Source organism: Tamaricihabitans halophyticus (assembly GCF_004340875.1).
GTDB lineage: Bacteria > Actinomycetota > Actinomycetes > Mycobacteriales > Pseudonocardiaceae > Tamaricihabitans > Tamaricihabitans halophyticus.
Genome location: NZ_SLXQ01000007.1, coordinates 167,062 through 193,195, shown reverse-complemented (window position 1 = coordinate 193,195; position 26,134 = coordinate 167,062). Strand labels below are relative to the sequence as shown.

Sequence of the window (26,134 nt, the reverse complement as noted above, 5' to 3'; positions counted from 1 at the left end):
GTGCCACGACCACCGCTGGACGGGTTGATCGACGATCTGTACTACCTGGCGGGTGAACCGCCGTATGCCCGGCTGACGCTGCCGCCGCCGGCGGTGCTGCTGATCGTCAACCTCGGGGCGCCGTTTCGCATCCGCGGCGGCGCCGATGTCGAGGCGGCCGACTACGCCGATGGCTGTGTGGTCACCATGCCCACCCGCGCTTGGGAGTTCGGCTATCCGCCCTGGACCCGGTCCGTCGGCGTGCACTTCAAGCCATGGGGGCTGGCACCATTCCTGCCGATGCCTGCGGCCGAGCTGCGCGACCGGCCGGTGACGGTCGAGCACGTGTGGGGCCGTCCCGCCGTTACCGAGCTGCGCGACCGGCTTACCACGGCGGACGGACCACACGAGATGCTGACCCTGCTCGAAGCGGAGCTCATGCGTCGGCTGTGCGCGCCCTCGGGCCTGGGGCTGGTCCGCCATACGAGCAGCCTCATCGCCGCGACCGGCGGGGCGGTTGCGATCGGCGAGCTGGGCGCGGCAACAGGCGTCAGCAGCACTCATCTGGCACAGCGATTCAAGGAGCTCGTCGGCGTCACGCCGAAGCGGCTGGCCCGCACCCACCGCTTCGCCGCCACCGTGTTCTCGATCAACTTCGCCGAACCGATCGACTGGGCCGACCTCGCCGGTGGCGCTGGCTATTTCGACCAAGCCCACTTTGGCCACGAGTTCCGCGCGTTCACCGGGCTCACACCGACCCGCTACATCGAGGTCCGGCGGCGGTTCCTGCGTGAGCACCCCGGTCATACGCTGGACAGCTGGCCACTGCCGGCCGATTGATTTCTTACAAGAGCCGCGGCTCATGACTCGCTAATTTGGGCACCCCGAAGCAAAGGAGGGCCCCGTGGGCACGGTAGTCATGTACAACGTGGTGTCAGTAGACGGTTTCGTCGCGGACGAGCACGACCAACCCGGACCGCTGTTCGACTGGTACACCAACGGTGACGTCCCATTGGACGAGAGCGGCGAGATGACAGTGTCGCGGACGTCCTACGACTACACCCGGCCATACTGGGACCAGATCGGCGCGACAATCGTCGGCCGCCACGTCTTCGATCTGACGGACGGCTGGGGCGGGAAGCCGCCGGGCGGGGTCGACCACGTGGTCGTCGTGACGCACCGGCCGGCGCCCCAGGGCTGGGACCCCGAGGCGCCGTATTACTTCGTCGGCGGCGTCGAGGAAGCCATGGCCAGGGCACAGAAGCTTGCGGGTGACCGCGTGGTCGAGGTGGCCGCCGGCGACGTCGGTGGCCAGCTACTCGCCGCGGGCCTGGTCGACGAGGTGCGGATGGACGTCGTTCCGGTCGTGTTCGGGTCCGGCAAGCGGTTCTTCGGATCGGTCCACGCGCAGCACCTGCTGGAAGATCCGGACGTGGTGATTCAGGGCGAGCGGGTGCTGCACCTGCGCTATCGGGTGCGTCGGTGAGCGCCCTCGCATTATCCCGGCAGCGTGCGCACGGCGGCTCAGGGCGCGCCAGTGCTGACCATGAACCACCAGAAGGCCCCGGCCACGGCCAGCAGCAACCCCACTACACAGGTGATCGTGCCTGCCCGCACTCGTAAGGCGGGCACGCGGCCACGCGCATGCCTGGCGACCACCAGGCCAACCCCGGCCACGGGCACCAGCGCCAGCCACACCCCGCCGACCAGAGTCGTCAGTATGCCGGCACCCCCAAAGGAGTAAGGGACCGCCGAGTCGCCCACGGTAGCTGGGGCGTAGGCGAACCAGCCGCCTCCGGAGGTCAGGGTTACCGGCGCGACGACCAGTAGCCATGCGGCCCAGCCCATCAGCGCCGTCAGCAGGGTAAAGACGCCGAAGCCGAGTGTCGTCGCCGACCACCCGGCCGAGCCAATCGCCGCACCTCCCGACCATGGGGCCTGGGCATCATCGTTGTCCGTGCCCGCGCTCATTCGCGGCAGTGTAGTCGGCAGACACAAGCCAGCCGCCGGCTCGATCAATCCGCCAATCTGACCCACGATATGAGACCTTATCGCAGGTTGACTGAGCATCTCTATAACCAATTACGCAAATATAACTGCTGATTATGATTGCGTAATTGGTTTGATAGGATAGCCTGATGGGAGCTGAGCAGGGGTTTTCGCAACTGATGGCCGAGGAGACGACCGGTTCCGATGCCGATCCGGCGTCGGAAGATTCAGCCGGAGCACAGCGCCGCCGATGCGCGTTCTCGGGCTGCCGCGCTCCCCTGCCGCTGAACTCCGGCCCCGGCAATCGCCCTCGTTACTGCCAGGACGGCAAGACCTGGGGAAGTAAGGGCGTCAGTTGTAAACAGGCCGGCAATGCCGAGGACATCCTTGGCTCTATCCGTGTCGATACCGACGCGCCTCCGCTGCCTGTCACGGAGCTGTCCGAGCAGGTGTCCCGCGCCCTCGGACCGACGCGGCAACTCGCCGGATTGCTCGAACAACTCGAACGGCAACTCGCGGATGAGGTCGTCGAGGCTCAACGGGCCAAGGACGCGGCCATTCGTGCCGCGGCGGACGAGCAAGGCCTGCGAGCGGCCGCAGACGATCGAGCCGACCAGGCGCGGCAGACAGCGGCGGAAGCGACCGAGCGAGAAACCGTGGCCGAGCAGGTCAAGCGGCAGGCCGAGCAGGATCGCGACCGAGCGCTACAGGCCATGGATGCAGCCGAACGTGCCCAGCTTCGCGCGGAAACCCAGCGCGACACCGCGCGAGCGGACGCCGCGCGCAGTGAGGAGACAGCGAAATCAGCGGCGGAACGGCTGACCACGTTGTCCGAACGACTCGCGGTCGCCAACAGTGACCTCACTACCCTGCGCGATCAGGTCGACCACGAACGGGCAAGGGTCGAGCAGGAGCGGCAACGGTCCGAGGCGTTGATCGCCGAGCAGGCGAACGCGCTGGACGCGCTCCGCAACCGCTACGACACCCAGCTGGCCGAGGAACGCGCGCGAGCCGCGGACGCGCTGAACGAGGCCGTGGCCCGCGCCCGAACGGCACACGACGAGGCAATCGAGACGGCCACAACCGCGCATGCCAGGGAGCTTGGTGAACTGCAGCGCAGGATCGGCCGGCTGGAGCATCAGCTGACCGAGACCAGCAGTCGACACGAATGCAGCGAGCAGGCACTCGGCTCACTACGGAGCCAACTGCAGGAACTCGCGCTGACACCAGGCGAGGCAGCGAACGTGGACGTGGACGCTACGGCGGACCTTCGGCAGCGACTGGCTGAACTTGCGGCAGGCCGAGCTGACCAGGACACCTGATGTGCCACGTCGTAGGCCCTGGACTCCTGAAGCTGAACGAAGTAGTCGGGGCGTTGGACATCAGATTCTGATTTTGGCTGACCTCTGGTCCCGTTGCAGCGTGCGGTAGACCGTGGCCCGGTGCCTTGGCCACGGCCGTCACGCGGGGGCGCCGAGCGGCGGATGCTCGAGCACCCGTGGCTTGTACTCGACCAGCTGGATGCGGCCGTCGAAGGTGCGGTGTTCAAGCATCTCGAGGGCGACGTCCGGGTAGCCGTCGTAGATGCGTTCTGCGCCCGTGGCCCCGGTGATCACCGGGAACATCACGACTCGGAAGCGGTCGACGAGTCCAGCGTTGAGCAGGGATCGGCTCAGGCTGAGGCTACCGATTGTGCTGAGGATCCCCGTGCCGTTCTTCTTCATGGCGCGGACCGCCTCGACGGCGTCGTCGCGGACGAGTGTGGAATTCGCCCATGTCAGCGGATCCTCGAGAGATGCGGAGAACACGACCTTCGAAGCTTGCGTCAGCTCATCGATGGACGCTTCCTCTTCGGCCCGGAACTCATCCTGACCGTTCGGGACCTGGCCGGCCGCGAAGCCGGACATCTGTCGGTAGGTGTTCGCGCCCATGAGATGGGTGACCTCGGGTTGCTCGCCAAGCCACGCGAGGTACTCCGGGCCCTCGAGGCCCCAGAAGCCGGGCCAGCCCTCTCCCGATGCGTAGCCGTCGAGAGAAGTGATGAAGTCGACGAGAAGCTCTGACATGACGGTGTCCTTTCCTGGGAGTCATGAATGGAGACGCGCCGGGAGTCACGAACTCATCGGCCGCGCTTACTCACAACCGGAAGGAGGCGCTGCCGCACGCCGCCACCGCCTAAACCGGAACTACTAGGCACACTGCCGGGGCTCACCCCGGTAGTAGCCAAACGACCAGAGGTTGCCTTCTGGATCGCGAATGGACAGTTCGCGGTTGCCGTATTCCTGGTCCGCGACGTCGCGGACCATCTCGACCCCTGCCGCGCGCAGTCGCGCGTGCAAGCCGTCCGGGTCGTCAGTGACGACGTAGATACCGGCGGTGCCGGGTTCTCGTGACCAGTCACTGCCGGGCTGGTGCGTTCCGAGCATGACCCCGCCACCCTCGGGCCAATCAAGCTGGGCGTGAGCGACCTGATCCCCGTCGGCATAGACGGCAGTCCGCAGGAAACCAACGGTGTCGACGAGGAAGTCGATCAGCGCGTTCGCGTCCCTGGCTTGCAACGTGGGCCAGACGGTAGGAGCAGGGCGGGTACCCGCTGTCGCGGATTCGTTTGTTGTGTTCATGACCAGAATTCTTGCGCCGGCTGGGCAGCTCCCGCTTGGATATTTCGGCGCTCATGCGCCACCCACTCGCTCGGTGCGATTCCCAGGTACTGGTGAAAGTCGCGCACCAGATGGGAATGGTCGGCATAGCCGCAGGCGTAGGCGGTGTCCGCGATATTCAACGGGCCACCAGCTCGCACCGCGCCGGCGACGCGTTGACGGGCATGCTCGAATCGCATGAGCCGGGATACCGCCTTCGGTGACAAGCCGAACTCGGCGGTGAACACGGCGGAGAGCTGCCGCTCGCTTAACCGCACGTGCCGGGCGAGGCCGCCAATCGACCCGGTGCCGCGATGGTGGGCGATCCATTGCCAAGCCTCGGCCACCTCAGGACGCGGCCAGCACCGCGTCGACGCCCGGTCCAGTAGCCCACGCAGATAGCCGTCGAGTACCGCGAATCGTTCCGACCAGCTGCCTGCCTCGCTCATCCGTTCTCGCACCAGCTCGGCGCCGATACCGAGTACGTCGCGACCGTCCACTTGCCGCTGTCGTAGCTCCGCGGTACTGATACCGAACAACGCCCGCACGGCCAGCGGCCGGACGGCCAGTTGTACGCCGGTTTGCACCCGCGGTTGTGCCAGATAAACCGGCTGAGTATGCAATCCCCCGAGCGCCACGTGGGTTGACTGCGCCGCTGGCCCGAACGCATCCTCCGGAGCAGAACCAGCCGCGATCGGCTCATCCAGCGTGAGCACCAGCGTCACGGCTGGCGACGGCGCGCCAAGGTGCACCGCCGGCGCTGGCAAGTCGGAGCGGTATCCGACAGCGGACACCACCGCGTCCGGCACCAGGGCTTTGGCATGTGCGAACTCCCACCCATCGCCCTGGTCCGGCCCGTCCATGACCCCACTATAAGGACGGACGCCACAGTGGAGCGAGCTCGACCGAAGGCCATCTGTCTGTCCAATCGCGTCCCAACGATATGGCTCGGTTAAGCGGTGGCGGACACCGCGGCGACCACATCGCCGGCGAGGACCACCAGCGTGATCCCGCAGACACAGGTCTGATACCGCAGTTGCCCCAATGAGGAAGCGTGGCTGGAGACGATCTGCTGCTCCGCGACTGGCCACCCACATCTCGGGCAGCTACCGCCCGCGACTGACTCGCTTTCGTTCACCCGACCATCGTGCTGTAATGGCTTTATGCATTTCAACCATTACGGCGGCTCCGGAGCCGAGCTCGCCGTATGGCTGGTCAACGGGGTCGAGGACGCCGATGAGCTGGTGCGGCGACGCTACCTTGGCGCGGAACGTCTCAGCCGCAAGGACCAAGACCTGCTCGCGGCCTGGACCGTACGGCTGCGGGCGGTTTTCGCGGCCACCGATACGGACACCAGGGTCGACCTCATCAATGAACTACTGGCCGAGACGGCCAGCAAGCCGTATATCTCGCGACACGAAGGCAAACCGCCGCATCTGCACTACGCCAGCGAGCGTGATGACGTGCTCACGCGGGCATGCGCGTTTACCGCTTCCGGATTGGCCCACCTGATGTGTGAGGCTCCGGACCGATTTGGCCACTGTGGACGGGATGGTTGTGACGTGGTCTATGTGGACACGTCGCGAAACGGTCGGCGCCGGTACTGCTCGACACGCTGCGCTAATCAGACCCGGGTCGCCGAACACCGCCACCGGCAACGCCTCTCGCCGTAGCGAGCGGACGTGGCGAACCTGAGAAACCGACCCCAGAAACACTCGTGGGGCGTGCCCGCGAACGGACACGCCCCACAATCAGGTCAGCAGACGGCTACTATTGACCGCCGCCTGGCTCAGCTGGCGGCGCCGCGGGGCCACCGATCGGCGGTACCGCCGGTGCCGTCGGCGCGGCACGTGGTGTGTTCAGCGGTCCAGGAACCTCCTGGCGTGCCACCTTTTCCGCCTCCCGCACGGCCTCCTCGACCTTCGGGTCGGTCCGCATATCGAACCATTCGTCGATGCCCTCGTCGGAGTCCTCCGGCCGCTTGAAGTCTTCCTCCGGCTCCGGTGGCTCGTACCGGAACACGCCGTCGTCGCCGGGCGCGCCCAGCATCCTGGCGAACCCTTCCAGCGCCTTGCCGTAGTCGCTTGGCACCATCCAGACCTTGTTCGCATCGCCCTGTGCCATCTGTGGCAGCGTCTGCAGGTACTGGTACGCGAGCACCTCCGGCGTCGGACGCCCCTGCTTGATCGCGGCGAACACCTTCTCGATGGCCTTGGCCTGCCCCTGCGCTTGCAGGTAGCGGGCGGCACGTTCACCCTGCGAGGTCAGAATCCGCGATTGCCGCTCACCTTCGGCTGCCAGGATCGCGGCCTGCTTGGAACCCTCGGCCGCCAGGATCTGGCTCTGCTTGTGACCTTCCGCGGTTTTGATCGCCGATTCCCGCTCACCTTCGGCGGTCAGGATCATCGCGCGCTTCTCCCGGTCGGCGCGCATCTGCTTCTCCATCGAGTCCTGAATGGACGGCGGCGGGTCAATCGCCTTCAGCTCGACGCGGGCCACCCGGATACCCCAGCGTCCGGTTTCCTCATCCAGCGTGCCGCGCAGTTGGCTGTTGATCGAGTCTCGGGAGGTCAGTGTCTCCTCCAGACTCATGCCACCGACCACGTTTCGCAGTGTCGTGGTGGTCAGCTGCTCAACCGCGGCGATGTAGTTGGAGATCTCGTACACCGCGGAGCGCGAGTCCGTGACCTGGAAGTAGACCACCGTGTCAATCGAGACGGTCAGGTTGTCCTGCGTGATCACGGGCTGCGGGGGGAAGGAGACGACCTGTTCCCGCAGATCGATTCGGGCGCGTACCCGATCGAAGAATGGGACCAGGAAGTTCAAACCTGGTTGGCCGACCTTTCGGAATCGACCTAGCCGTTCGATGACGGCTGACTGTGCTTGCGGGACCACCAGGACCGATTTGACTACGACCGTGATGATCAGCAGTGCAATGACTATGACAACGATAACCGTGGTGGTCAACGGAGCCTCCACTCATGCATTAGATACCGCTTGATCAATCGAGACCAGCTCAATGCGGCTGACCATAACGCCCCACCGCGAAACCTCCGCACGCAGGAGCGATTCCAGTTGGCCACGGATTGGGTGATATGACTCGCGGGCCTGCGTCATCGTCATGCCGCCCAACAGATTGCGAATCGTGGTGTTCGCGAGTTCCGCTACCGCGGCCGCATAGTTGGAACTCTCGTATACCGCTAGGCGCGGGTCGCTGACAGCGAAGTAGATCGCCATCGATACCGCCGCGTTTTTGTTGTCCGATGTGGTGACATGCAGTTCGGACAGTTGGGCTACCTGTTCCCTGCGGTCCACCCGTGCCCGCACCCGATCCACTACCGGAAGGATCAGATGCGTACCTGGTTCGAGTACCCCGCGAAAACGTCCGACCCGTTCAACGACCGCGTTGCTGTTTGGTCGAACAATGACGATCGCCAGTCGGATAAGCAGCAGAACGACCACGACGACCGCGATCAGAATGATGGCTGTTGGCCCAGCTGTCACTTAGGACTCCGACCACACAACCGCGGTAGCACCGGAGATGTCCATGACGGTCACCATTTGCCCTGGCTCGATGACCTGCGTGTCGTCATAGGCCCGCGCCGACCACGTGTCACCGCCGATCTTGACCTGACCGCGCACCGCATCCACTTGAGCGACCACCACTGCCTTGCTGCCTACCAATGCCTGCACATTGGTTTTTACCTCATCACCGGCATGCATTCGCCGCTTCAACGCCGGTCTGGCCACCGTGATTAGCCCAATCGATACAGCCGCGAAGACGACCAGCGTCACAACCAAGTTGGCACCGATCGCGCCCGCGCCAGCCGCGCCTAGCGCGCCGAGCCCCAGCATCAGCAACACGAAGTCTCCGGAGAGCACTTCGGTCGCGATCAGGACGACTCCTCCGATGAGCCAGATTAAGGCGACCATTGCGTAATGATCTCAGATCGTCACGCAGCGCGTGGGTGTAGTCGTACGCCGTGATCTAGGCGTGACCTTTGTTCGCTACCTAGCCGTCACCCGTGTCGGTCACAAAATCGATCAATCGTTCCACGGCGCCAATCAGCGGTGTTTCCACGTCGCGGAAATCCCGCACGGCACCAAGCACCCGTTGCCAGCCCTCATATGGCTCGCCCCAACCCAGTGCGGCGCATATGCCGTCCTTCCACGGGACGTGTTTCGGCACCTCCGGCCACCGTGCGATGCCAAGCACTCCGGGCTTGACGGCCTGCCAGATGTCCACGTAGGGATGGCCGGTAACCAGCACGTTCTCGTCGTCGATGGCTGCGACCAGCCGGCTCTCCTTGCTCCCCGTGACCAGATGGTCGACTAGAACACCGAGTCGACGGCCGGGCCCGGTACCGAACTCGTCGATATGCGCGTCCAGGTGGTCGATGCCATCGAGGGGTTCCACCACCACACCTTCGACCCGAAGATCATGTCCCCAGATCCGTTCGACCAACTCGGCGTCGTGTTTGCCCTCCACCCAGATCCGACTGTTTCGCGCGGTACGTGCGCGAAGGCCCTTGACCTGCACCGAACCGGATGCGGAACGGGTCGAGGAAGTAGCCGTAGCGGTCGCCGGACGGGTCAGTGTCACCGGTTTACCGTCGATCAGGAAACCGGCCGGGCTCAGTGGGAACACCCGCTCGGCGCCATGCCGGTCCGCGAGCACCACGCCACCTTCGGCCATCCGGACTACCGCGCCGCAGAAGCCGCTGCTCGCGTCCTCCACGACGAGATCGGGTTCGGCGGGGATCTCCCGGACACGGCGACGCCGTGGTGTGGAGAGCACATCGTTTCCGTAAGAGTGGGCACGCACGGCGTTTTACGCTAGCCGGCTAGCGTCGCGGCACACTCGACCGCCACGCCGGGCATGGTCAGCCGGTTTCCGCGAGTTCGGCGAGGAACCGGATCCGTGCCGGATCAGCACGGCCGGCACGGTGCTTGGCGATCGCGACCATGGGTGCCACCGCGCGACACCAGCTCAGCAACCGTTCGAGGCGCAGGTGTGTCGCGCCGCGCGCCAGCGCCTCGATTCGTCGCCGCAGTCCTGCGTGGCTCGTGATGCCGTGGAGGGCCCAGTCCACGGCATCGAAGGTGGCATCGCCGCTGCACTTCCTGCTCGGCGAGCGCCACCGCACGTGTAATGGCTTCGGTGAGTAGCGGGGCGGTGATGACCGTACCGATCCCCGAGGCTGCCCGGCGCCGTTCGAATCGGTCCGGCCACGATCGGGCCAACCCGTCCGCGAGCCGTGGCAGTCCGTCGGGCACGGGCACGCCATGCAGTGCCGACAACACCTCGGTGACCTCGTCGATGGGTGGTTCGGCCAGGCCGCGTTCGGCGACCGATTGACCGGGCACCAGTCGCTCGAGTAACAGTGCCGCGCTGTCCAGATCGGCGTCCAGTAACCGGACGACGCGCCGCTGGTCCCGCCATGCCGTCAGCGCGATGGCTTTGGCACGAGCGATGGCGTGGTCTGGGCTGATCTTCAGGATCGCCGGGCCAGCGGGACTCACGCAACGGTAAACACAACTCGTGCCGCCGGCGAGCACATCATCGCAGGCAAGCCGCCAGCGACGGGCGAGCCGCGCTACTCGGGTCGGCAGGCTGGCGCACCAGTCATCCACGGCAGGGCCGAACCGATCGCGCAGCCGGTCGCGGATCGCCGTCGACAACGGGGAATCGTCACGGCAGGATCCGGCTCTCCCCTACCGCCAACGCCCACAGGTCACCTGCGTCCCTCCCCTGCGCCGACCACGCGCGCTGGATGCGCTCGTACGGTTCGAGCACGGGTTCCTGGGTGAGCACGAACGTGCCCCAGTGCATCGCGGCCAACCGCCGAGCGCCAAGGTCGCTCAGCGCGGACACGGCTTCGTCCGGGTCCATGTGGACCGGCCGCATGAACCAGCGCGGCGCGTAGGCACCGATGGGCAGCATCGCGACATCGATCCCGGGGTAGCGCTGACCGATCTCGGTGAACCAGTGGCCGTATCCGGTGTCCCCCGCGTGATAGGTGCGGGTGCCGTCCGGCGCCGTCAGCACCCAGCCGCCCCACAGGCTCCGGCAGGCGTCGAACGGTCCTCTACGGCTCCAGTGATGCGCCGGCACGAAGTCGACCCGCACGCCGGAGATCTCGACCGACTGCCACCAGTCGAGTTCGGTCACCTGGGTGAACTGGCGGCGGCGAAACCAACGACCGAGCCCGGCCGGCACCAGCATCGGCACCTGTTTCGGCAACCGGTTGATGGTCGGCGCGTCCAGGTGGTCGTAATGGTTGTGACTGATCAGCACGGCGTCGATGGGCGGCAGTTCGGACCAGGCGAGCCCCGGTGGAGTCACCCTGGCTGGCACGCCGGGCAACTTGCGCGACCAAACCGGATCGATCAGCACGGCGCGGCCGCCGATGCGAACCAGATAGGTGGCGTGCCCGATCCAGGTCCAACTCGTGGCGCCCGGCGCGAGCTCGGGCAGCCCACGACGCAGCACCGGGATCCGGTCCGCGTCCTCGGCCGCTCCGCGAAACCCACCCTCACGCAGTATCCGGTAGAGATCGCGCGGTCCAGGCAGCGGAGCGGTCAGGCGATCCCGATACGACCGCGGAGTGCTGGGCTTACGCAGCAAGGTGGCGATCATGAACTCCAGCATGCCAGGTTTCCACACCACCTCGGCGTGCACGACGGGCCCGGCAAGACACACCGTTAACCTGTCGGGGTGGTTTCGCCATCCCTCCTCGCCACCAGCGACCTACACGTCTCACATCAGGGCAACCGGGAGATCGTCGATCGCATCCGCCCGCGCGCGCCCGGCGACTGGTTGATCGTCGCCGGTGATGTCGCCGAACGCGAGGACCTGATCTACGACACGCTCGCCGAGCTGCGCTCGCGGTTCGACCAGGTCATCTGGGTGCCAGGCAACCACGAACTATGGACCACACCGGGTGAATCGACCGGGCTGCGGGGCGTGGCCAGGTACGAGCACCTGGTGCAGCGCTGCCGGTCGATCGATGTGCTGACCCCGGAAGACCCGTACCCGATCTGGCGCACCGACACCGAGGAATTCCTCATCGCGCCGATCTTCCAGCTCTACGACTACAGCTTCCGCGACCCCGGCACCAGTCTGGACACCGCGCTGGACTACGCGCACGAAGTGGGCCTGGTGTTCAGTGACGAGTACTTGTTGCATCCCGACCCGTACGAATCCCGGCAGCAGTGGTGTTGGGCCCGGGTCGCGGAGACCGAGCGCCGGCTCACCGCCGAACGCGCTGGCCGGCGCACGGTGCTCGTCTCGCATTGGCCGCTGCATCCGGGGCCACCGAGGATGATGCGACACAAACACCTCGCCATGTGGTGTGGCACCGAGCGGACCGCGGATTGGCACACCCGGTTCGCGGCGGCCGCCGTGGTGTACGGGCATCTACATATCCCGGTGACCCTGCGCTATGACGGGGTGCGCTTCGACGAGGTCTCGCTCGGATACCCACGGGAATGGCGCCATCGCACCGACCAGCCGGAACCGGTTCGCCGGATTCTGCCGGTGGATGAGACCCGCCGGATCTGGAACGAGGAGGCCAGCGCGGCTCGCGGTTGACGACCGCGTTAGTAACCCGTACCGCACCAACTCGCCTGCTCGGTGCGCAGTAGCTGGTCCGCGCGCACCGCCGCGCCCTGCTCGGCGATGGTGATCCGACCGAGTTCGGCGAGGTCGCTCGCGCGGTAGCTGCCGAAATACAGCATCGCGAGCGTCTGCACGTCGCAGTGCAGATCCGCGGCCGCGTCGGTCCGGTCGGCTCCCGCCGCGCTGAGTCGGTAGCGGCCGGCGTTGTCCGGGAACAGCTCGTCACGTACCTCGATAACCACGGGCTCGGCGTCCTGGTATGACCTGCTCGCCAGCGCCCGGGGCACGTCGAGCAGGCGATACCAGATCTCGTCGTCCGACTCCGGCACGGCGGTGCACACCCGTGGATCGGTGAACAGCAGCGGATACGGTTCGTCGAGCGGGCGCGGATGCGTCTCGATCGTCGCGACGAGATCAACGGCGAGGAGGTGCCGCCACAGGTCGGCCAGCGCGCTGAGCGAATTCGCGTGCAGGTCCACCACTTCGAGGTGGGCCGCGAAGTTCGGTCCCGCGTAGTCCGAGATCTCCTGGGTTCGGTAGCAGACAAAGCCGCTGGCGCCATCGGTGCCTTCGTGCACGGCAACTTCGTGGCTGTCCCCGGCGCCGAACCAGCGGCCGTACTTGATCGCCCACCAGCCTTCGGGACGTTCCATCATGCCCACGCGGGGCCGGCCGATTCGCCGGTAGACCTCGGGCATCGTGGCGAGAACTTCGGTAACGCCGCCGAGTTGCCGGATCTCGCCGCTGCTCGGGATGTCCGGGCGGACCGCGGCGTGTCGCGCGTGCACACGCACGCCACGGGCGTGCGTACCGATGCCGTAGCCGAAGCGCCCGTAGATCGAGGTTTCGCTCGCGTGCAGCGCCGCCATTGCCTCACCGCGTTGGGCGGCGTCGCGAAGCTGGTCGTGCATCAGCGCGCGCAACGCGCCGCGTCGACGCCGGTCCGCCCGAACCCCGACACCCGTTACCGCCGCCGTCGGTAGGCGGGCACCACCGGGAACGGTCGTATCGGAGGTGAGCGCGGCCGCGGTTCCGATCAACTCATCCGCGAGAAAGGCGCCGAGTATCCGTCCTTCTTGGTGGCCTTTCGCGCGAAGAGTCCACTCCTCGTCCGTACTGCGGCTGTGGTGCAGCGCGCGATAGACAAGGTCGAGAGCCTGCCGGTGTTCGTCGGCACGCAAGACGCGTACATGGATATCAGTCACGCACCGATCTTTATCGGCCTCGCCCGTATCGCGCCACCGAGTTTCCGCCGTCGCTGCCGACGCCTGCCTACTGGGCCTGACTATTGGGGCCTGGCCACCTCGTACTGGCCATCGTCGTTCTGGATGGTGATCTCGACCGTCTTTTCCTCGCCGCTGATCGTCGCGGTGCACTCGAACTTCGCGTCCGCCTGCACTTCCTGGTCCGCGGGGCAGGTCACCGATTCGACACCGACCTGGCCGTGTGCCTGTTCAAGTACTCGCTTGACGTCTTCCTGTACGGCTTGGTTGTCCAACACGGTTTTGTTGAACCAGCCAGGCGTGACGAACCCGAGGACGCCAACCGCGGCCAGCGCGAGCACCACCACGCTAATGCTGATCCACAGCAACGCGCCGGACTTCTTCTGGGTGGGCTGCGGCGGCTGGCCTGGATATCCGCCTTGCTGGCCGGGCCCATAAGGACCTGGCTGGCCAGGATAACCCTGTTGCTGGCCCTGCATCGGGTAACCCTGCGGTGGATACCCGGGCTGCTGCTGTTGACCGGGCTGCCCCGGTTGCTGGGGTTGTTGCGGTTGCTGGGGGTAGCCGCCCTGTTGCGGGTAACCACCGGGAGGCATTCCGCCCTGCTGTTGCGGGTAGCCCCCAGTCTGGTCCGGGAAGCCACCAGCCGGGGTACCAGGAGCGCCGCCGTAGGGCTGCTGTCCCCACTGCTGTTGCGGGTCGTTCCAGCCGGGCGGGCCGTACGGGCTGCTCATGGGTTCCTCCGCTGGTTAACGCTGAACTGTCGGATCGGATTGAATCGAGAAAGCCGCCGGATGCTTCCGAACCACGCTTCGGCGCGATAAAACCATATGACGCTGTCGGCCGTCACCCGAGGTGACCGCTACGGCACGGATCGGCGAAATGTGTAGGAGAGCACTCCCCATCAGGTGGCCCCCAGCGCGACGACGCCCCGGCGCAACGCGCGAACGGCGGCGGCCGCGGTTTCGCCAAGCTCCTCACCAGCCAGCACATCACGGAGCTGGTCGAGGAGGTCGATCACTTGGCGGCACCACCGCACGAAGTCTCCGGCCGAGATCTCCTGTCCGTTCGCCTCGGCCGAGGTCAACACGCGTTCCAGTGATTCGCCACGAGCCCAGCGATACACCGGCCAGGCGAATCCGGCGTCTGGTTCGCGGCTACGTTCCAGTTTGTGCCGGCGCTCGTCGGCCTCCAGCTCGGACCACAGCGCCGAGGTAGCCAGCCATGCTTGGGTAATTGGTTCGGGTATCCGTGGTTCGGACGGGCTATCCCGGCGAGCTTCGAACACCAGGGTGGACACCACCGCCGCCAGTTCCGGTGGGCGCAGGTCGGCCCAATGACCCCGCTGGATGCATTCGGCAGCGAGCAGGTCGGATTCGCTGTACAGCCGGGTCAGGGTGCGCCCGTGCGCGGTCACCTGGTCGCCCGATTCGTCCAGGTACCCACGTTCGGCCAGTAGTCGGCGGATTCGGTCGAATGAACGAGCGAGTGAATGCGTGGTGCTGGCGACCTTGCGTTCCAGCTGGTTGGTTTCGGCGCGCAACCGCTGGTATCGCTCGGCCCAGCGGGCGTGGCTTTCCCGGTCCGCGCAGCCATGACAGGGATGCGCCCGCAACGCCCTGCGCAGCGTCGCGAGTTCCGGATCGTCATGCGGATCGCTGGCCCGCCCGCGGCGACCGCCACCCCGGCCCGGCGCGGTGATGCCGGTATTGCGCAGGCTGGATGCCAGGTCCCTGCGGGACTTCGGGGAACGCGTGTCAACCTGCTTGGGCAGTTTCACCTTGCCGAGCGAGGTCACCGGGGCCGGGAAGTCCGCGACGGTGAGCCTGCCGGACCACCGGTCTTCGGTCACCACCAGGGGGCGCGGGTCATCCGTGGCATCCAGCCCAGGGTCGATCACCACGGCCAGTCCCGCTCGCCGGCCGGACGGCACCGCGATCACATCGCCCTTACGTAGGTTCCGCAGTGACTCGGCCGCTTCGGCCCGTCGCGACCGGTTGTTCTGCTTGGCGAGTACCTTCTCTCGCTCGCTGATCTTCTTACGCAGGTCCGCGTATTCCGCGAAATCGCCGAGGTGGCAGGTCATCGCGTCCTGGTAGCCGGCAAGCGCCTCGTCATTGCGTTTGATGCGCTTGGCGACGCCCACCACTGAGCGGTCCGCCTGGAACTGCGCGAAGGATTGTTCGAGCAGGTCGCGGGCTTGCTGCGCACCGACCCGATCCACCAGGTTGACGGCCATGTTGTAACCCGGCCGAAACGACGAGCGCAGTGGATAGGTTCTGGTCGAGGCCAGGCCGGCGACCTGTTTCGGGTCCATACCTGGCTGCCAGACGACAACCGCGTAACCCTCGACGTCGATGCCCCTCCGGCCAGCTCGCCCGGTCAACTGGGTGTACTCGCCTGGCGTGAGGTCGACGTGGGCTTCGCCGTTGTATTTCACCAGCCGCTCGAGCACCACGGTGCGGGCCGGCATATTGATACCCAACGCGAGTGTTTCGGTCGCGAATACCACCTTGACCAGGCCGCGGACGAACAGTTCCTCGACGGTCTCCTTGAACGCGGGCAGCAGACCAGCGTGGTGTGCGGCAACGCCCCGCTCCAGCGCCTCGCGCCACTCCCAGAACCCGAGTACACCGAGGTCACCCTCCGGTAGATCCCTGGTCCGCTCATCGACGATCTGCCGTACCTGGTCGACTTCTTCCGGCGTGTTCAGCCGCAGGCCGGAGCGCACGCACTGGCCGACCGCGGCGTCGCAGCCGATTCGGCTGAACACGAATACGATCGCCGGCAACAACCCAGCCGAATCCAACCGGTCCACCACGTCAACGCGCGACGGTGGCCGAAAACGAGAAGCCCGAGGTGGCGGCCTACCGCGCCGTCGACCACGGGCGCGCGGCCCATAGGCCGGTGCGTGCGTGCGGGTGATCTCCTGAGTACGCCGCAGCAGCAACGGGTTGATCTTCAGGTCAGTGTTGCTGTCCGAAGCCGTCTGGTCCTGTCCGAACAGGTCGAGGAGACGGTTTCCCACCAGCATCTGTTGCCACAGTGGAACCGGGCGATGCTCGTCGACCACGACGGTGGTATCCCCACGCACCGCGACCAGCCATTCGCCGAATTCCTCCGCGTTGCTCACCGTCGCGGACAGGCCGACGACCCGCACGTACCGGGGCAGGTGCAGGATCACTTCTTCCCACACCGCGCCGCGGAACCGGTCCGCGAGGTAGTGGATCTCGTCCATGACCACGTAGCCGAGCCCATCGAGGGTGCTCGAGCCGGCGTAGAGCATGTTGCGCAGCACTTCGGTGGTCATCACGACGATCTGCGCATGCGAATTGATTGAGGTGTCCCCGGTGAGCAGCCCGATCGACTCGGTGCCGTACCGCGCGCACAGGTCCGCGTACTTCTGGTTGGACAGCGCCTTGATCGGTGTCGTATAGAAGCATTTGCGGCCTGTCGCGAGAGCAAGATGGACGGCGAACTCACCGACGACGGTCTTGCCGGCGCCGGTGGGGGCGCAGAGCAGCACACCGTGGTCGGCCTCGAGCGCCGCGCAGGCCTGTCGCTGGAACGGGTCTAGCTCGAAGGACAGCTCGCCAGCGAACTCGGTCAGTCGCGGCTGCGACTCCCGGTGCCGCGATGCCGCGTAGGCCGCAGCCGGGGTACTCGAAAGGCTCTCGGCCACGCTGTCAGGGTGTCATATCCCGGCCGGCCACGCGCAGCGGCCATGCCGAGTAGACCCGAAGTGCCGCTGGATGTGCCTGAATATCCACGGGTAATGGCCCGAACCGTTCGCCGTCCGCGTATGCCAGCCAGTCGTTGTCGCCGCCGAGCCGGATCCGGCTGGCCCGAAAGCTCTGTACCGCTGGGTGTCCGATATGACCGCCGGTGCGCAATCTGGGCAGGATACGGAGCAGTTCTCGGCGTCTGACCTGTCCGATCACGGTAACGTCGAGTAGGCCGTCGCGAGGGTCGGCCGTTGGACAGATCGGGATCCCGCCGCCGTACCAGGCGGTATTACCGACGGCGACGAGCGTCGCCGGTAGCGCGCGGTCGCCATTCGCGCCGTGGATCCGCACGGTTTGCGCCCGCAGGCTCGCTAGTTCCGCGATGATCGCCAGGTCATAACGCCGTCGACCCTGCGGCCAGCGCATTCGGTTCACGCGTGCGTTGACTTGAGAGTCGAATCCAGCGCAGAGCACGGTGGCGAACCAGTGACCAGCGGCCTCGCCGAGATCCCAGCGCGTGGGCGCGCTGATGCGGAACAACCTGGTCAGCAGGTCCGCGGCGGCGAGCGGTTCCGCGGGCATGCCCAGCGCACGCGCAAGATCATTGCCGCTGCCGGCGGGGAGCACGGCCAGTGCGGTCGAGGTGCCGGCGCACTCCTGTAGCGCGCAGTGCGCCGCGCCATCGCCACCAAGAACGACCAGCACGTCAACGGCTTCGCTCACTGCGGCTCGCGCGTGTTCCCTGGTCTCGGCGGCGGTGCTCGGGACGACGGTGTCGAGCTGACTCAGCGTGCTCCGCAACTGGGCGGCAACGCTGCCGGCGGTTCGAAGGACGGTTCCGTCACCGGAGCCAGGGCAGACCAGGAGTACGCCACGCATGTCGGACATCCTGCCAGCGGCCGCACCGCATCGGTGCCGATCTCGCCGCGGCGGTCACCGTGGCACGGTCAGCTCGGGTTGTTCTGCTTCTGCTGGTTGTCGACTGCCTCCGCGACCGGCTTCGACTCCTGAGCCGGCGGCAGCTGCTGCGGATCGCTGGACGTTTTGTTCGACGTGGCGTCGGCTTCGGTCGACTCGGCCGCCGTCGCGTTCGACTCCTCGTCCTTGTCCTTGCGCATACCCTTGGTTTCGGCCTTGAAGATGCGCATGGACTGTCCCACCGAGCGCGCCATGGCCGGAAGCTTCTTTGCGCCGAACAGCAGTACAAGCGCGAGCAAGATCAGACCGATCTCAAGCGCTCCCAGGTTTCCCACGGTCTTCGCCTCCCGTCTCCCCCAGTCATCCAGAGGATACGCCACGATCAGTGTGTTGCATCCGCATTCTTACGCTTCGTGCGTCGTGCCAGCGCGACCCGCAGCGCGGCACCGCGCGCACGAAGCCGGTCAAGGTCGCGCCGAAACCCGCCCTGAACCATCGTGTACACGGTACTGGTGCGCCGGTACGCACTGATAGCGCGGACCAGTACGGCGAGCAGCGCGAGCAATCCGACAACGAGCACGACGATCGTCGGCACATAAGGCACCTGCACACGTTAACCCGTAGAGGTGTCAACGAGATGACTTGCCCGTCGCAACGCGTCGACGGCACGTTGACGAACACGGTCGGCGAGTTCCGGCGGGCCATCGATCAGCACATCCCCGCCTTGGCCGAGTAGCAGCCGGACGATCCACGATTCGTCCGAATAACGCATCCGCACGCGCAGCAAGCCGTCGGCGAGCTCCTCGGTCTCCTCCATCGGGTAGTACTCGGCCATCCACCGGGCCTCTGGCCGCAGCCGCAGCTCAACGGCGGCCGAATGCGCTCCTGGCTGGAACACGCCCGCGGATACGTCGGTTGGTGCGGCGTGTGGCGGCGGGTCGGCCGGCTCGTCGAGCACGTCAACGCCATCGATCCGGTCGAGGCGGAACAGCCGGACTCCCTCGGCATTGCGGCACCATGCCTCAAGGTAGGCCTGGCCTTCGACGACCAGCAGCCGCATGGGGTCGACCGTGCGTTCACTGACCTCATCGCGGGAGGCTGTGTAGTAGCGCAGCCACAGTGCTCGGCCGCGAGCCAGCCCGTGCTGCACGCTCTCCCTGATTCGTGCCGTGGTCTCCGCTTCGCTGATGCCGGGCCCGACCACGACGCCAGCCGGTTCAGCCGCGCCGGCGGCGGACTCGATCTTCGCGATCGCCCGGTGTACGGCGTCGGCGTCGAACACGCCGGGGGTATTCGCGAGCGCGCGGAGCGCGATCAGCAAGGCGGTTGCCTCGCCACCGGTCAGCCGCAGTGGCCGCCGCATGCCCGCATCGTAAGTGACCGTGACGGTGTCACTGTCGAAGGACAGGTCGATCAGATCGCCGGGCCCGTAGCCGGGTAGACCGCACATCCAGAGCAGCTCGAGGTCCTTGCGTAGCTGTTTGGCGGTGACCCCGAAATCACGCGCCGCCTCCGCGATCGGGATACCTGGCCTGGCCAGCAGGTATGGCACGAGAGCGAGCAACCGGGGCAGCCGGCGGTCCGCGCCGCTCATCGCTGATCTCCGAGGCCGGCGGCGACGAGCAGTCGTTCATGCACCGTTTTGGCGAGCACGTCCGGGTCCAACACCAGCACGTCTGGGCCGAATCCGGTGAGCCAGCCGGCGAGCCGTTCCACATGTCGAAACTCGAGGTGCACGATATCTCCGGGCGTGCCAGCCACCTCGCGACGTTCCACAACCTGACCGCTGCGTCGGACACCGGCGGCACGCCCATCGGCGACCCATACGGTGGCGGTGCTGCTCGGCGTGGGTTCGGTGTCCCCGGTACCCGCGACCATTTCCAGCAGGTTCACCCCGTCGGGGCGATTGGTCCGCGCGGCCGTGTCGGTGCTGACCTGGCCAACGATCCGGGACAGTCGGAAACAGCGCGGGGCCGTGCGATCCCGGTCGTAGCCGACGACATACCAGCGTCCACGCCACGAAACGACGCCCCATGGCTCGACGTTTCTGGCCGTCTGTCCCTGTGCGGCCGAGCTGTTCGGTTTGCGGTAATCGAACCGGACGGACATCCCGTTCTGCGCGGCGGCGAGCAGCGGCGCGAACGCCGGTTCCACACGAACGCGGGGTTGGACACTGGCCGCTGGTGCCGACTGGTCCACCTCCACCCCGGCCGCCCGCAGTTTGAGCAGCGCACCACGTGCCTGGCCGGTGAACTCGGGGGAATCCCAGAGCCGCACAGCCAGCGCGACGGCCGCCGTCTCGTCCGGTTCCAGGTCGACTTCGCCCAGTTCGTAATCGCGACGGGCGATCCGGTAGCCATCGATCGCGTCGAAGGTCGAGTTCTTACCCGTTTCCAGCGGGATGCCGAGTTCGCGCAGTTCGGTCTTATCCCGCTCGAACATGCGAAAGAAGGCTTCGTCGCTGGCCGCGTCCGCATAGCCGGGCACGATCCCGCGAATACGCTCCGCGGTCAGGTACTGACGGGTCGAAAGCAGGCACAGCACCAGGTTGACGAGTCGTTCGGCGCGTGCGGTGGACACACCCAAACCCTAGCGCGCGACCCGCTGTGATCGTTGCCGAAACCCCGTACGGTGCGCGCTCGATGGGCCATTGGCCGCGGCGCACCGCGGGGCGTCAGTCCAACTGGCCAATGACCTCCGCGCAGAGCGCCGCAGTCTGTTCCGCGTCGGCCGCGGAGTCGAACAGCCGCTCGAACAGCTCCGCGTACCGGTCGAGTTGGGCTGGCTCAGTGAGGTAGTCGGCGGAGTCGAGCGTCTCGACATAGCCGATACGCACCTCTGGGTCGGGCAGTTCGAGCACGACGAAGCCGATACCCATAGCCGCGTGCGCGCCGGCGCTGAACGGCAGCACACGCAGATCAACGGACGGGCGCTCGGCGAACTTCCGAAGCCACAGTAACTGCTCACGATGCACGGCGGGGCCGCCGACCGAGCGGCGGATCGCCCCTTCGCTGAGCACCATGCGCAGTCGCGGCGGGACCTCCTCGGCGAGGCGTTGTTGCCGGGCCAGCCGCCCGCCGACATATCGGTCGACCTCAGCGGGCGCACGGCGGGGATCCGCGGCGAGCACCGCCCGTGCGTACCGCTCGGTTTGCAGCAGGGCCGGCACCACCTCCGGCTGATACTCCAGGATCGTCCGCGCCTCGGCCTCCATGCCGACAAAGTCCCGCTGCCAGGGCGGCACCTGATAGGCGGTGCGTTTACGTGCCAGTCGTGCCGTCTCGACCAGTTGATCGCGGAGGTCGGGCGCCTCGTACAGCCACAGCAGCGCCTCGACCTCGAGCGTCTTGAGACTGCCCTTGCCCTGTTCGATCCGGGAGATTTTGGAGACGTCGCAGTCCAGCGCGCTGGCCGCCTCATCCCGGGATTTGCCCGCATCGTCGCGCAGTCTGCGCATGGCCCGGCCGAGTTGGATCTTCGCGATCACTGGAGAACTCATATCGTGCATATTGTCAAACACGATGTACACATGCGGATTCAGGGTCCGGCCAGGTCACGAGATCGAATTATCTATTCGCATATGCGGGCCGCACATTTAAAGCGTTCGATGCTTCTTGCGCATCTGGGCTTATCCCCTACAGCCTGTCGAACTCTCCGGCCAGCAGACTGGATATGATACGTTCGTATCATTCAGGATGGCGCCTACCCGAGGGGGAACGGTGACCGAACGCAAACCGCCCGGCGTTGATTTCGAGTCATGGGTTGAGCGTCAGATTCGCGAGGCACAGGAACGCGGCGAGTTCGACAATCTGCCGGGCGCTGGACAACCACTCCCCGACACTGGCCGTCCGCTCGAGGAGATGTGGTGGGTGAAGCAGAAACTGCGCGACGAGGATTTGGCCTACCTGCCGCCGACGCTCGCGCTACGCAAGGAAGCTGAACTGGCGCTCACAGCGGCCAGGCAGGCGAGTACGGAGTCCGAGGTCCGCCGTATCCTCGCCGACATCAACGACAGGATCCGCACGGCGATCCGTATCCCGCCGGCTGGCCCTCCACTGAACATGGCGCCCTATGACGTGGACGAGATCGTGGCCGAATGGCGGGCCGGATAGGTCACCGGCACTCAAGGCCAGCGCAGGAAAGGCTCAGCACCCTACTCCACCAGCGCCGGGCGCCGCCCTGGTTGGCTCAGCTGTTCGATGGTCGCCGCCATGCGCAGGACCGCGAGGTCAGCGAACCGTGCACCGGCGATCTGCAGCCCAACCGGCATCCCAGCACTCGTATAGCCACAGTTCACCGACACGGCGGGTTGCCCGGACATGTTGTACGGCACGGTGAACCCGATGTGTTCGAACGGAAGCCGTGGATCATCCGTCGGTGATGCGGATTCGGCGGCCGGAGCCGATACCGGGCAGGTGGGTGACAGTACGAAGTCATACGGCTCGGTCGCGCGAATTGCGGCCACGCTCATCGCGTCGATCTGCGCGAAACCTCGGTAGGCGTCCGTTCCAGAGGTCCCGTCACCACCGGCCACCCATTCGGCGATATAGGGCAGGATCTTCGCCTTGCGCTCGGCGGGCAGCGCGGCGAAGTCCACGCCGAAGCGCACCCGCCAGAACCGGTCGAGCCCGTCCAGCATCTCGCGAGTCAGGAACGGTGCCACGGGTTCGACGATCGCCCCGGCTTGTTCGAGCTTGCTGGCGACAGCCGCTACCGCCGCACGGATCTCCGGTTCGACGGCAAGCCCTACTCCGGCGTCCAGCTGCAGCCCAATGCGCACCGTAGCCGGTTCGAGCGGCCTCGGATCCCAGGTGATTCGCTCGGGCGGCAGGCTCAGGTGGTCCCGTTTGTCCGGGCGTGCCAGCACGCTCATGTACAGGGCGGCGTCGGCAACCGTTCTGGTCATCGGTCCGACCGCGCGACCGAGGTACGGCGGGTCGACGGGTACCCGGCCGAAACTCGGTTTGAGCCCGACCAGTCCGCACCACCCCGCCGGCAGCCGGATCGAGCCGCCGATATCCGTGCCGACGTGCAGTGGTCCGTAGCCAGCCGCGGCCGCCGCGCCCGCACCCGCGCTGGATCCGCCCGGTGTGCGGCTGGTCTCCCACGGGTTACGGCTAGCCAGGTGAAAGCTGGACAGCCCCGAAGTAAGCATCCCGTAGTCAGGCATCGTGGTTTTCGCCAGCAGTACCCCGCCCTCCTCGCGGGAGCGTGCGGCCGCTGGCCCGTCCGCGTCGGCCGGCACCAGATCGGTCGCGGCCGTACCGAGCGGTATCGGCGTTCCTTCGGTGGCGATGTTCTCCTTGAGCGTCAGCGGTATGCCATCGAGCGTGCCGGGCTGGCCTGCGTGCCAGCGCCGTTCGGATGCGCGAGCGGCATCCAGCGCCCGCGCATGATCCGCTGCGTACAACGCGTGCAGGCTTGGCTCCAGCCGTTCGATCTTGGCGAGGACCGCCTCGGTCACCTCGACCGGGGAGATTTCCTTGGTTCGGTACTGCTCAACCAGCTCGCCGGCCGAGAGCCAGGTCAGATCCGTCATGGGCGCTCCTTCACGATGCGGGTGGCTCGAACCTGCCGTCCACGGCCGTCCAACCGCCGTCCACCGCGAGCACCGCCCCGGTGACGAAGCTGGACGCGTCGGAGGCGAGGTAGACCACCGCCCCAACCATTTCCGCTGGCCTCGCCCACCTGCCGAGCGCACTCTTGGCGGCGTAGGCCTGATACCACTCGGGGGAACTCTTGATCTGTGCGGTGAGCGGTGTTTCCACCACGCCAGGGGCGATCGCGTTCGCGCGCACTCCCGCATGGCCGAACTCCGCGGCCGCGGTCCGCAGTAGCTGCACCAGACCGGCTTTGCTCGCCGCGTATGGTCCTTGGCCTGGCTCCACGGTGCTGGCACGGATCGAGGAGAACGCGATGATGCTGCCTCCCCCGTTGTGTTCCATCCGCGGCCCGAAGGCACGGATGACCTCGAAGGTGGCGCCGAGGTTGAGCGTGAGTACTCGGTCGAACTCGTCTCTGGTGTAGTCGGCGAGGCGTTTCCTGACGTTCGTGGCCGCGGTGATGACCACGGCATGTGTCTCGGCGTAGCGGCTGGCCATTTGCTCGGCCGCGCCTGGCTCGAGCAGGTCGATTTCGTAGGGTTCGGCGCCCGCGCCGATCGCGTTCGCGGTGCTCGCGGCCGCATCGCCGTCCAGGTCGGCACACACCACCTCGGCCCCGTGCGCCGCGAGCCCGTGGGCCGCTTCCCGACCGATACCGCTACCCGCGCCCAATACGAGCGTCCGGCGACCGTGCAGCCGGAACAGGTCACGGTAGGCCGTCCGTGGCCCTTTCGGGTCCTCGCCCATGGTCACGTCATGATCCCTTCCGCAGCTGGTCGAGTACGGCGCGCAGGCTCGGCGCCGCCGTGATGAGCTCTTCGGTATACGGGTGCTCAGGTGCCTGGTAAACGGTGTGCACCGCGCCGTGTTCGACGATCTCGCCGCGCCGCATCACCGCAACCGTGTCGCAGACGTAGCGGATCACCCCGAGGTCGTGAGAGACCAGCAGCAACGTGAGGTCGAAGCGCGCGACGAGGTCAAGCAGCAGATCAAGGATCTGCGCGCGGATGGATACGTCCAATGCGCTCACTGGCTCGTCCGCGATCAACACCCGTGGAGCTGGTGCCAGTGCCCTCGCGATCGAGATGCGCTGTCGCTGCCCACCGGAGAACTGGTGTGGATAGCGATCCGCGGCCTCAGCGGCGAGGCCCACCGCGGCCAGCAGTTCGGCCACCCGGTCAGCACGATCAGCGCGGCTGGTTCGCCGGTCCAATGGTTCGGCGACGATATCGCGCACCCGCATCCGTGGGTCTAGTGAACCCATTGGGTCCTGGAAAACGACCTGTAGTTCGCGACGTAGGAAGGCCAGTTCGCGCTCGGCGCGCCCGTCGATCTGACGTCCCCGAAACCAGATCGAGCCCGAGGAGGGCTTGTCCAAGGCCGCCAGCAGTCGGACCAGGGTGGATTTCCCGGACCCGGATTCGCCGACGATGCCGAAGCGCCCACCGGTCGGTACGGCGAACGATACGCCGCGCAGCGCCGGCACCGAGTTCGTGCGGGACCGCGTGTAGGTCCGGCGCAGGTCCCTGACCTCGATAGCAGGGACATCACCAGCGGGTACGTCGTTTGCCGGGACCTGTGTCGGAGTGGCTTCGGTGCCAGCCGGCTGGGTTTGCTCGGTCATCGAGCCTCCAGGTCCGAGGCGGCCAGCAGCCGCTGGGTGTATTCGTGCCGCGGTTCGGTGAGCACCGTTCGGGTGTCGCCGGCTTCGATGACGGATCCGTCCAGCATCACCAGCACCCGCTCGCAGAGCCCGGCCATCACCGCGAGGTCGTGCGTGATGAACAGCAGGGCGGTGCCCAGCCGCCGTGTCGCGTCGCTGATCAGCTCGACCATTTGTGCTTGCACGGTGACGTCGAGCGCCGTCGTCGGTTCATCGCAGATCAGCAGGCTGGGCTCATTCGCCAGCGCGATGGCCAGCATCACGCGTTGCCGCTGACCACCGGAAAGCTGGTGCGGGTAAGCCCGCGCGCTCGCCTTCGGGTCCGGTAGGCGCACGGTGTCCAGCAGTTCGACCGCCGTATCCATCGCGGCCTTCCGGTTCGGGCGCGTGTTGTGCAACAGGATCGTCTCGGCGACCTGCCGGCCGACGCGCATCGCGGGGTTGAGCGCCGTCATCGGCTCCTGGAAGACCATCGCGAGTTCGCTGCCGCGCAGCGTGGACAGGTATCGCTCATTGGCGTTGAGCAGTTCCTGGCCGGCGAGCTCGACCGAGCCCACCGCCCGCAGCCCTTCCGGGAGCAGGCCGATGACGGATGACGCGGTGAGTGATTTACCCGAGCCGGACTCGCCGATCAGACCGAGCCGCTGGCCCCGACCGATCTCGAAGGAGACGTCTCGGACCAGGTTTTCGCTGCCGACGGTCACGGTCAGCCCGCGCACCGCCAGCAGCGTTTCCGCGGCGCCGACCGCACTACCTTCGTTCATCGCCACGACC

30 protein-coding genes are annotated in these 26,134 nt (G+C 66.6%); 6 read left to right on the top strand and 24 right to left on the bottom strand.

What is annotated here, in order from left to right:
• Both EV191_RS17465 and EV191_RS17460 read left to right on the top strand, forming a co-directional pair.
• Positions 1-819 carry an AraC family transcriptional regulator gene (locus EV191_RS17465; protein ID WP_132878224.1) on the top strand — a complete coding sequence of 273 codons (819 nt, stop codon included), beginning with the start codon at positions 1-3 and terminating at the stop codon, positions 817-819.
• Positions 820-883: 64 nt separating this feature from the next.
• Positions 884-1,465 (top strand): dihydrofolate reductase family protein, encoded by a 582-nt coding sequence (locus tag EV191_RS17460; RefSeq protein WP_132878154.1) that lies wholly within the window; start codon positions 884-886, stop codon positions 1,463-1,465.
• Positions 1,466-1,503: 38 nt separating this feature from the next.
• On the opposite strand, the gene EV191_RS17455 is transcribed toward EV191_RS17460, so the two are convergent.
• Complete coding sequence (locus EV191_RS17455) at positions 1,504-1,950, bottom strand: hypothetical protein (RefSeq protein ID WP_132878153.1); 447 nt, start codon at positions 1,948-1,950, stop codon at positions 1,504-1,506.
• Positions 1,951-2,117: 167 nt separating this feature from the next.
• Here EV191_RS17455 and EV191_RS17450 point away from each other — a divergent pair, with 167 nt between their 5' ends.
• The gene (locus tag EV191_RS17450; RefSeq protein WP_132878152.1) at positions 2,118-3,290 is read left to right on the top strand and encodes a coiled-coil domain-containing protein; all 1,173 of its coding nucleotides are present in this window, start codon (positions 2,118-2,120) and stop codon (positions 3,288-3,290) included.
• Positions 3,291-3,428: 138 nt separating this feature from the next.
• Here EV191_RS17450 and EV191_RS17445 read toward each other — a convergent pair whose 3' ends face one another.
• The 4 genes from EV191_RS17445 to EV191_RS17430 form a co-directional block, all read right to left on the bottom strand.
• The gene (locus EV191_RS17445; protein WP_132878151.1) at positions 3,429-4,034 is read right to left on the bottom strand and encodes a dihydrofolate reductase family protein; all 606 of its coding nucleotides are present in this window, start codon (positions 4,032-4,034) and stop codon (positions 3,429-3,431) included.
• Positions 4,035-4,157: 123 nt separating this feature from the next.
• Positions 4,158-4,589: a VOC family protein gene (locus tag EV191_RS17440; RefSeq protein ID WP_132878150.1), complete on the bottom strand. Its 432-nt coding sequence runs from the start codon at positions 4,587-4,589 to the stop codon at positions 4,158-4,160.
• A complete protein-coding gene (locus EV191_RS17435) occupies positions 4,586-5,470 on the bottom strand; it encodes a helix-turn-helix domain-containing protein (protein ID WP_132878149.1) in 885 nt (294 codons plus the stop codon). The genes EV191_RS17440 and EV191_RS17435 overlap by 4 nt, the downstream gene beginning before the upstream one ends.
• An 89-nt stretch (positions 5,471-5,559) precedes the next feature.
• Complete coding sequence (locus tag EV191_RS17430) at positions 5,560-5,745, bottom strand: hypothetical protein (protein WP_132878148.1); 186 nt, start codon at positions 5,743-5,745, stop codon at positions 5,560-5,562.
• A 25-nt stretch (positions 5,746-5,770) separates the two neighbouring features.
• Here EV191_RS17430 and EV191_RS17425 point away from each other — a divergent pair, with 25 nt between their 5' ends.
• Positions 5,771-6,280, top strand: coding sequence for a CGNR zinc finger domain-containing protein (locus EV191_RS17425; RefSeq protein WP_132878147.1), 510 nt, complete (start codon positions 5,771-5,773; stop codon positions 6,278-6,280).
• Positions 6,281-6,377: 97 nt separating this feature from the next.
• Here the strand turns inward: EV191_RS17425 and EV191_RS17420 are convergent, their stop codons facing one another.
• The 6 genes from EV191_RS17420 to EV191_RS17395 all read right to left on the bottom strand — a co-directional run bounded on the left by EV191_RS17420 (position 6,378) and on the right by EV191_RS17395 (position 11,259).
• The gene (locus tag EV191_RS17420; RefSeq protein WP_132878146.1) at positions 6,378-7,574 is read right to left on the bottom strand and encodes an SPFH domain-containing protein; all 1,197 of its coding nucleotides are present in this window, start codon (positions 7,572-7,574) and stop codon (positions 6,378-6,380) included.
• A gap of 12 nt (positions 7,575-7,586) precedes the next feature.
• Positions 7,587-8,111: an SPFH domain-containing protein gene (locus EV191_RS17415; RefSeq protein ID WP_132878145.1), complete on the bottom strand. Its 525-nt coding sequence runs from the start codon at positions 8,109-8,111 to the stop codon at positions 7,587-7,589.
• Positions 8,112-8,540 (bottom strand): NfeD family protein, encoded by a 429-nt coding sequence (locus tag EV191_RS17410; RefSeq protein WP_132878144.1) that lies wholly within the window; start codon positions 8,538-8,540, stop codon positions 8,112-8,114.
• A gap of 79 nt (positions 8,541-8,619) precedes the next feature.
• Complete coding sequence (locus EV191_RS17405) at positions 8,620-9,432, bottom strand: DUF3097 domain-containing protein (RefSeq protein WP_132878143.1); 813 nt, start codon at positions 9,430-9,432, stop codon at positions 8,620-8,622.
• Positions 9,433-9,536: 104 nt separating this feature from the next.
• On the bottom strand, positions 9,537-10,289 hold the full coding sequence (locus tag EV191_RS17400; RefSeq protein WP_132878142.1) for an aminoglycoside phosphotransferase family protein: 753 nt from the start codon (positions 10,287-10,289) through the stop codon (positions 9,537-9,539).
• A gap of 10 nt (positions 10,290-10,299) precedes the next feature.
• Positions 10,300-11,259: an MBL fold metallo-hydrolase gene (locus tag EV191_RS17395; RefSeq protein ID WP_132878141.1), complete on the bottom strand. Its 960-nt coding sequence runs from the start codon at positions 11,257-11,259 to the stop codon at positions 10,300-10,302.
• A gap of 66 nt (positions 11,260-11,325) precedes the next feature.
• On the opposite strand from EV191_RS17395, the gene EV191_RS17390 reads away from it, so the two are divergent.
• Positions 11,326-12,201 carry a metallophosphoesterase family protein gene (locus tag EV191_RS17390; RefSeq protein ID WP_132878140.1) on the top strand — a complete coding sequence of 292 codons (876 nt, stop codon included), beginning with the start codon at positions 11,326-11,328 and terminating at the stop codon, positions 12,199-12,201.
• Positions 12,202-12,209: 8 nt separating this feature from the next.
• Here EV191_RS17390 and EV191_RS17385 read toward each other — a convergent pair whose 3' ends face one another.
• From EV191_RS17385 to EV191_RS17345, 9 genes are all read right to left on the bottom strand, one after another.
• Positions 12,210-13,433 carry a GNAT family N-acetyltransferase gene (locus tag EV191_RS17385; protein WP_165912989.1) on the bottom strand — a complete coding sequence of 408 codons (1,224 nt, stop codon included), beginning with the start codon at positions 13,431-13,433 and terminating at the stop codon, positions 12,210-12,212.
• Positions 13,434-13,513: 80 nt separating this feature from the next.
• The gene (locus EV191_RS17380) at positions 13,514-14,185 is read right to left on the bottom strand and encodes a DUF4333 domain-containing protein (RefSeq protein ID WP_132878138.1); all 672 of its coding nucleotides are present in this window, start codon (positions 14,183-14,185) and stop codon (positions 13,514-13,516) included.
• A 170-nt stretch (positions 14,186-14,355) separates the two neighbouring features.
• Positions 14,356-17,133 (bottom strand): DEAD/DEAH box helicase, encoded by a 2,778-nt coding sequence (locus tag EV191_RS17375; protein ID WP_132878137.1) that lies wholly within the window; start codon positions 17,131-17,133, stop codon positions 14,356-14,358.
• 4 nt (positions 17,134-17,137) lie between these two features.
• Positions 17,138-18,055 carry a diacylglycerol/lipid kinase family protein gene (locus EV191_RS17370; RefSeq protein ID WP_132878136.1) on the bottom strand — a complete coding sequence of 306 codons (918 nt, stop codon included), beginning with the start codon at positions 18,053-18,055 and terminating at the stop codon, positions 17,138-17,140.
• Positions 18,056-18,123: 68 nt separating this feature from the next.
• Positions 18,124-18,429 carry a Sec-independent protein translocase subunit TatA gene (gene tatA / locus EV191_RS17365; protein WP_132878135.1) on the bottom strand — a complete coding sequence of 102 codons (306 nt, stop codon included), beginning with the start codon at positions 18,427-18,429 and terminating at the stop codon, positions 18,124-18,126.
• A gap of 47 nt (positions 18,430-18,476) precedes the next feature.
• Positions 18,477-18,698: a hypothetical protein gene (locus tag EV191_RS17360; RefSeq protein WP_132878134.1), complete on the bottom strand. Its 222-nt coding sequence runs from the start codon at positions 18,696-18,698 to the stop codon at positions 18,477-18,479.
• A 9-nt stretch (positions 18,699-18,707) separates the two neighbouring features.
• Positions 18,708-19,688 carry a helix-turn-helix transcriptional regulator gene (locus tag EV191_RS17355; RefSeq protein WP_132878133.1) on the bottom strand — a complete coding sequence of 327 codons (981 nt, stop codon included), beginning with the start codon at positions 19,686-19,688 and terminating at the stop codon, positions 18,708-18,710.
• On the bottom strand, positions 19,685-20,674 hold the full coding sequence (locus tag EV191_RS17350) for a helix-turn-helix transcriptional regulator (protein WP_132878132.1): 990 nt from the start codon (positions 20,672-20,674) through the stop codon (positions 19,685-19,687). Before EV191_RS17350 ends, EV191_RS17355 begins: the two co-directional genes overlap by 4 nt.
• 94 nt (positions 20,675-20,768) lie before the next feature.
• A complete protein-coding gene (locus tag EV191_RS17345) occupies positions 20,769-21,593 on the bottom strand; it encodes a helix-turn-helix domain-containing protein (protein ID WP_165912988.1) in 825 nt (274 codons plus the stop codon).
• 220 nt (positions 21,594-21,813) lie between these two features.
• On the opposite strand from EV191_RS17345, the gene EV191_RS17340 reads away from it, so the two are divergent.
• Positions 21,814-22,206, top strand: a complete 393-nt coding sequence (locus tag EV191_RS17340) for a DnaJ family domain-containing protein (RefSeq protein WP_132878130.1) — start codon at positions 21,814-21,816, stop codon at positions 22,204-22,206.
• 41 nt (positions 22,207-22,247) lie between these two features.
• On the opposite strand, the gene EV191_RS17335 is transcribed toward EV191_RS17340, so the two are convergent.
• From EV191_RS17335 to EV191_RS17320, 4 genes are read right to left on the bottom strand one after another with little or no spacing between them, the layout of a single operon-like run.
• Positions 22,248-23,633, bottom strand: coding sequence for an amidase (locus EV191_RS17335; protein WP_132878129.1), 1,386 nt, complete (start codon positions 23,631-23,633; stop codon positions 22,248-22,250).
• Positions 23,634-23,643: 10 nt separating this feature from the next.
• A complete protein-coding gene (locus EV191_RS17330) occupies positions 23,644-24,444 on the bottom strand; it encodes an SDR family NAD(P)-dependent oxidoreductase (RefSeq protein ID WP_132878223.1) in 801 nt (266 codons plus the stop codon).
• A 7-nt stretch (positions 24,445-24,451) separates the two neighbouring features.
• Positions 24,452-25,321 carry an ABC transporter ATP-binding protein gene (locus EV191_RS17325; protein WP_132878128.1) on the bottom strand — a complete coding sequence of 290 codons (870 nt, stop codon included), beginning with the start codon at positions 25,319-25,321 and terminating at the stop codon, positions 24,452-24,454.
• Positions 25,318-26,124: an ATP-binding cassette domain-containing protein gene (locus tag EV191_RS17320; protein ID WP_132878127.1), complete on the bottom strand. Its 807-nt coding sequence runs from the start codon at positions 26,122-26,124 to the stop codon at positions 25,318-25,320. The genes EV191_RS17325 and EV191_RS17320 overlap by 4 nt, the downstream gene beginning before the upstream one ends.
• Positions 26,125-26,134 lie beyond the last annotated feature (10 nt).

What these genes read in the sequence shown, in the direction of transcription:
- EV191_RS17455 (WP_132878153.1), bottom strand. Translation starts at nt 1,950, where the DNA reads ATGAGCGCGGGCACGGACAACGATGATGCCCAGGCCCCATGGTCGGGA.
- EV191_RS17450 (WP_132878152.1), top strand. Translation starts at nt 2,118, where the DNA reads ATGGGAGCTGAGCAGGGGTTTTCGCAACTGATGGCCGAGGAGACGACC.
- EV191_RS17445 (WP_132878151.1), bottom strand. Translation starts at nt 4,034, where the DNA reads ATGTCAGAGCTTCTCGTCGACTTCATCACTTCTCTCGACGGCTACGCA.
- EV191_RS17440 (WP_132878150.1), bottom strand. Translation starts at nt 4,589, where the DNA reads ATGAACACAACAAACGAATCCGCGACAGCGGGTACCCGCCCTGCTCCT.
- EV191_RS17435 (WP_132878149.1), bottom strand. Translation starts at nt 5,470, where the DNA reads ATGGACGGGCCGGACCAGGGCGATGGGTGGGAGTTCGCACATGCCAAA.
- EV191_RS17425 (WP_132878147.1), top strand. Translation starts at nt 5,771, where the DNA reads ATGCATTTCAACCATTACGGCGGCTCCGGAGCCGAGCTCGCCGTATGG.
- EV191_RS17410 (WP_132878144.1), bottom strand. Translation starts at nt 8,540, where the DNA reads ATGGTCGCCTTAATCTGGCTCATCGGAGGAGTCGTCCTGATCGCGACC.
- EV191_RS17395 (WP_132878141.1), bottom strand. Translation starts at nt 11,259, where the DNA reads ATGCTGGAGTTCATGATCGCCACCTTGCTGCGTAAGCCCAGCACTCCG.
- EV191_RS17380 (WP_132878138.1), bottom strand. Translation starts at nt 14,185, where the DNA reads ATGAGCAGCCCGTACGGCCCGCCCGGCTGGAACGACCCGCAACAGCAG.
- EV191_RS17370 (WP_132878136.1), bottom strand. Translation starts at nt 18,055, where the DNA reads ATGCGTGGCGTACTCCTGGTCTGCCCTGGCTCCGGTGACGGAACCGTC.
- EV191_RS17355 (WP_132878133.1), bottom strand. Translation starts at nt 19,688, where the DNA reads ATGAGCGGCGCGGACCGCCGGCTGCCCCGGTTGCTCGCTCTCGTGCCA.
- EV191_RS17345 (WP_165912988.1), bottom strand. Translation starts at nt 21,593, where the DNA reads ATGAGTTCTCCAGTGATCGCGAAGATCCAACTCGGCCGGGCCATGCGC.
- EV191_RS17335 (WP_132878129.1), bottom strand. Translation starts at nt 23,633, where the DNA reads ATGACGGATCTGACCTGGCTCTCGGCCGGCGAGCTGGTTGAGCAGTAC.
- EV191_RS17330 (WP_132878223.1), bottom strand. Translation starts at nt 24,444, where the DNA reads ATGGGCGAGGACCCGAAAGGGCCACGGACGGCCTACCGTGACCTGTTC.
- EV191_RS17325 (WP_132878128.1), bottom strand. Translation starts at nt 25,321, where the DNA reads ATGACCGAGCAAACCCAGCCGGCTGGCACCGAAGCCACTCCGACACAG.
- EV191_RS17320 (WP_132878127.1), bottom strand. Translation starts at nt 26,124, where the DNA reads ATGAACGAAGGTAGTGCGGTCGGCGCCGCGGAAACGCTGCTGGCGGTG.